We start from the raw sequence: 4,143 nt of genomic DNA, 5'->3' as shown, positions 1-4,143 counted from the left end.
GGTTCGGCGGTACTCGGTTACACGGCATCCAACATGATTACGGAAGAAAGCGTTTTGTCNCCGTTTTTTGAACAATATCCGTTCCTGCGGGTGCTGTTTATCGTGATCGTCGTCATAGCCATTCTCGCCCTCGGATACCTGAAACGCGCGTCGATGAAGAAACGGAAAGACGAACATTCGTATAGTTAGAACACACATGTCAGGCTTGTTGTCATACAAAAGGAGGCTCTTCAATGAAGAGCCTCCTTTTTTTGTTTCCTAATCCTCTGAGCTTTAGAACCAATCCTCGTTAACGCCGCCTGCTTCTTCTTCCTCTCCAATCACATAATCCTTGGTGAGCACCAAAGTTTCGGTCCGCTCAAAGGCGTCTTGGATCAGCTCAGGGAGCTTCTCGATCGACGCCTCCACGTTCTCGACGACCCGCAAATTCGGATTCGTCGTCGGTGACTTGGGCACGAACAGGGTGCAGCAGTCTTCATAAGGAAGAATCGAGGTTTCGTATGTGCCGATCTCTTTGGAAATCCGAATGATCTCGTTTTTGTCCATCATGATCAGCGGCCGCAGAAGCGGCAGCTCGGTCGCCCGGCCGATCACGTTCATGCTTGGCAGGGTTTGGCTGGCGACCTGCCCGAGGCTGTCTCCGGTAACGATCGCAAGCGCCCCTTCACGCTTGGCCAGCAGTTCGGCAATCCTGAGCATCGAACGCCGCATCAGGGTAATGATCAAATTGTCCTGTCCAATGCCGGTAAAGGACGTTTGCACTTCGGTAAACGGCACCAGATGAATCTTGATCTCCCCTGCATAACCTGAGAGCACCTTCGCCAGCTCGATGACCTTCTCTTTGGCGAGCCGGCTTGTAAACGGGTAGCTGTAGAAGTGAACGCACTCCACTTCCAGCCCTCTGCGCATGGAGGACCACCCTGCGACCGGGCTGTCGATTCCGCCGGAGAGGAGCAGCATGGCCTTGCCGTTGCTTCCCCGCGGAAATCCGCCGACGGCGGGAATCGTCTGACAGAATATATAGGTTCCCTGCTCGCGGATCTCCACATGCAGAGTGAGCTCGGGATCCTTCATGCTCACTTTTAACAGAGGATACTTCTTCAGCAGCGGCGCACCCACCAGATGGTTCATTTCATGGGACGAGTGCGGGAAAGCCTTCCACACTCTCCGGGCATGAACTTTAAAGGTACTTCTTCCTCCATGTCCATCTGCCCGATAAATGCTGATGAAGCTTCCAAAATAGAGTCCAGTTCCGTAGAGCTGACAACTACCGGGCTGATCGACGTCAGGCCGAATATTTTTTGGAGGGTAGGCGAATCAGCTGTTCCGGTCTTCCCCGTTCAGTTCAACGTACAGTCTTCCGTACTCCTTGCGAATTTTCGCTTTGGGAAAATCCTTAAGAACGGACCGGATATGCGAGATCACCGCATTTTCGAAGCGCCCCCGGTTTTTTCCCTTGAGTGTAATTTCTCCATAACGGAGCAGAAGCATATCATATTTCAATGGATTTCATTCCTTCCTGTCATTAAAGGCGTCAGCCGTTCGACCGCATCCTGAAGCGCGTTCTTCAACCGCTCTACATCATTCTTGGTGTTGGTAAGCCCCATACTGATCCGGATTGCGCTGGAGGCCTCTTCCTCGCTCCGTCCCATGGCAAGCAGGACACGGCTTGGCTCCGCCGTCTTGGAAGAGCAGGCCGATTTGGTGGACACGAGCATGCCGTGCTCCTCAAGCGAATGCAGAAGGACCTCGGCTTTCATTCCGGAAAAGGACACGTTAACGATATGAGGCGCCCCGTCTTCGTCGCTGTTCAGCGCAAGGGCCGGCATCGTTCGGATAAATGCGAGCAATTCGTCCCGCAACGCCCCGACCTGCTCACCGAAAGTCCCCAACTGCTCTTTAGCCATCCGCATGGCTTTGGCCATGGCGACAATCCCCGGATAATTTTCCGTCCCCGAGCGCATGCCGGACTCCTGCTTGCCTCCCGACAGCAGCGGATGAAGCTGAACGCCTTCCCTTCGAAATAATACGCCGGCTCCTTTGGGGCCGCGGATTTTGTGTGCCGATAACGTATATAAGTCCGCCTGCCACGCCTGCAGGTCGACATGCAGCTTGCCGAAGCCCTGAACACCGTCCACATGGAACAGGGTCAGCGGGTTGCACTGTTTAATGATTCGTCCCGCCGCCTCCAGCGGCTGCACGGCTCCAGTCTCATTGTTTACATGCATGATGCTGACCAGGATGGTGTCCTTTCTAATGAGGCTGCGCAGCTGGTCCGTATGGATCCGGCCATTCCGGTCCACATCAAGAAAGGTTACCTCGAATCCGTGTTCCCGAAGATATAAACAGCTGTCGTAGACGGACGGATGCTCCGTTGCAGTTGTTATGATGTGCTTGCCCCTGCCGGCATATTGAAAGGCTGTTCCTTTAATGGCCATATTGTTGCCTTCCGTTGCGCCCGAGGTCAAGATGATCTCGGCCGGTTTAACACCAAGGGCGGCGGCGCATACTTCCCGGGAACGCTTGATTAGCTTGGCAGCGTCCTCGCCCATCCGGTGAATGGATGAAGGATTGCCGTAATGCTGTCGCATCACTTCCGCCATCGTCTGGATCACTTCTTCGTAGGGTGGCGTACTTGCCGCATGGTCCCAATAGATCATCACGTTTCCTCCTTTACACGGATCACCCGAAGCAATATAAAGAGATCAAACATCGGAAGAAGCGCTTCATATCGAGCCGCTTCCCGTTCTCCCGAGTTTGATCCCGTAACTTAAAACGCTATGCGATTGGTATTAACCTTCATATTTTGCCCTGGCATCCGCAATTTTACGGATATAGTTCCTTGTTTCTGCAGGAAGCCGGTCCAATTGCTGCATCAATTCGGCATCGGTCGACACTCCGAGTTTGAGCACCCGGTTAGGCCCCGCATTGTATGCCGCAAGCGCCATATTCTCCTGCCCACCGAAGCGGCTCAGCTGATACGAAAGGTATTTCGTGCCGGCATCGATGTTCTGCGCCGGGTCGAACGGATCGCTGACCCCGAGTCCCTGCGCCGTGCCGTCCATCAGCTGCATCAGGCCTTTGGCCCCCGCAGAAGATACGACATTCGGATTAAAGGTGGACTCCGTCTCGATGACGGCCTTGATTAACGATTCGGACACTCCGTACTTGCGGCTTGCCTGTTCAATCAAGTCGTTGTAGGCGGTCGATTTGCCGGAGCCGGATTCGGAATGCACCGGCTTGGATACCTCGTCAACATGTTTCACCGGTGAGGTGTTCGCCTCTCCCAGCTGCTGCCACAGCAGACCGTCACTCCACGATACGCCGGGCACCGTCGGTTGTACGGAAGCATCGATTTCTGCAGCTGCCGCGCTGGAGTCATCCAGCAGCTGGTTCAGAATAACACCAAAATCGGAGGTGCTGCCATTCTCGATAATGTCCTGGAGAAGCTCGTCTCTATTTTGAATACGGCTGTTGTCCTGCATTGCCAACAACTGCTGCGCTGCAGCCGGATCGATTTGCATCATCTCAAACCTCGTTTTCCTCATAATCTCGTCCATGCGGATTGGATTTATTTTACCATGATTCCTCCGTCTTGCGCCAGACCTCTTCCAAAAAACGCTGACATGAAAAAAGCGCCCTCAGCCGCTTCATGAGCGGCCAAAGACGCTTTATGCCCGTTTGATTTACCGGGCGAACGGAACCAGCACGAAGTAGCTGATCGTTGCCAGAATGCCAAGACCCATCGCCCATCCGCCCCATACCTTGCTGCCTTGGCTGTAGGCATAAAAGCCGATGACTGCAGCCAGGGGGCCCAGGATAATGGACCACATAAACAAGGACAGGACGCCGAAGCCTACACCGACATAACCGGCTGTACGTCCATAGTTTTTGAACGGCGTCCGGTTTTCGGCATCATCCGAGGTACGGACCTCATCCCTGCGGACCGATGGTGCCGGAGCTACTTCTGCCGCATACTCCTCGCGGTCTTTTTTGTACAAATCCGTTCTCTTCACCGCGGCATCCGCCTTCCGGTCGTCCCGGACCGAATATCCGGCCGCACGGCTTGTGACTTCAGGGGATGTCACCTCTGATGCATACTCCTCTTTATGGGCGTCCCTGCGCGGATAATCGGTACGGATC

Annotated in this window: 5 protein-coding genes; all 5 read right to left on the bottom strand. The window is 54.3% G+C overall.

Translation table 11 applies throughout. From position 1 onward, the window contains the following. Positions 1–273: 273 nt before the first annotated feature. Positions 274–1,164, bottom strand: coding sequence for a tRNA uracil 4-sulfurtransferase ThiI (gene thiI, locus CPT76_RS22395; protein ID WP_374954712.1), 891 nt, complete (start codon positions 1,162–1,164; stop codon positions 274–276). Between the two features lie 153 nt (positions 1,165–1,317). Then, on the bottom strand, positions 1,318–1,503 hold the full coding sequence (locus CPT76_RS42265; protein ID WP_374954711.1) for a hypothetical protein: 186 nt from the start codon (positions 1,501–1,503) through the stop codon (positions 1,318–1,320). Then, entirely contained in the window at positions 1,500–2,660 is a 1,161-nt protein-coding gene (locus tag CPT76_RS22390) for a cysteine desulfurase family protein (RefSeq protein WP_105444513.1), read from the bottom strand. The genes CPT76_RS42265 and CPT76_RS22390 overlap by 4 nt, the downstream gene beginning before the upstream one ends. A gap of 132 nt (positions 2,661–2,792) precedes the next feature. Beyond that, the gene (locus CPT76_RS22385) at positions 2,793–3,524 is read right to left on the bottom strand and encodes a lytic transglycosylase domain-containing protein (RefSeq protein ID WP_105444715.1); all 732 of its coding nucleotides are present in this window, start codon (positions 3,522–3,524) and stop codon (positions 2,793–2,795) included. Between the two features lie 162 nt (positions 3,525–3,686). Further along, positions 3,687–4,142, bottom strand: coding sequence for a hypothetical protein (locus CPT76_RS22380; RefSeq protein ID WP_374954710.1), 456 nt, complete (start codon positions 4,140–4,142; stop codon positions 3,687–3,689). Between the last annotated feature and the right edge of the window lies 1 nt (position 4,143).

The organism is Paenibacillus sp. AR247 (genome assembly GCF_002968895.1).
Taxonomy (GTDB): Bacteria; Bacillota; Bacilli; order Paenibacillales; family Paenibacillaceae; genus Paenibacillus_AQ; species Paenibacillus_AQ favisporus.
This window is presented reverse-complemented; position numbering and strand designations above follow the sequence as displayed.

Bases quoted from the DNA above. Each gene is read 5' to 3' on its own strand.
- CPT76_RS22390 (WP_105444513.1), bottom strand. From the start codon at position 2,660: ATGATCTATTGGGACCATGCGGCAAGTACGCCACCCTACGAAGAAGTG.
- CPT76_RS22385 (WP_105444715.1), bottom strand. From the start codon at position 3,524: ATGCAAATCGATCCGGCTGCAGCGCAGCAGTTGTTGGCAATGCAGGAC.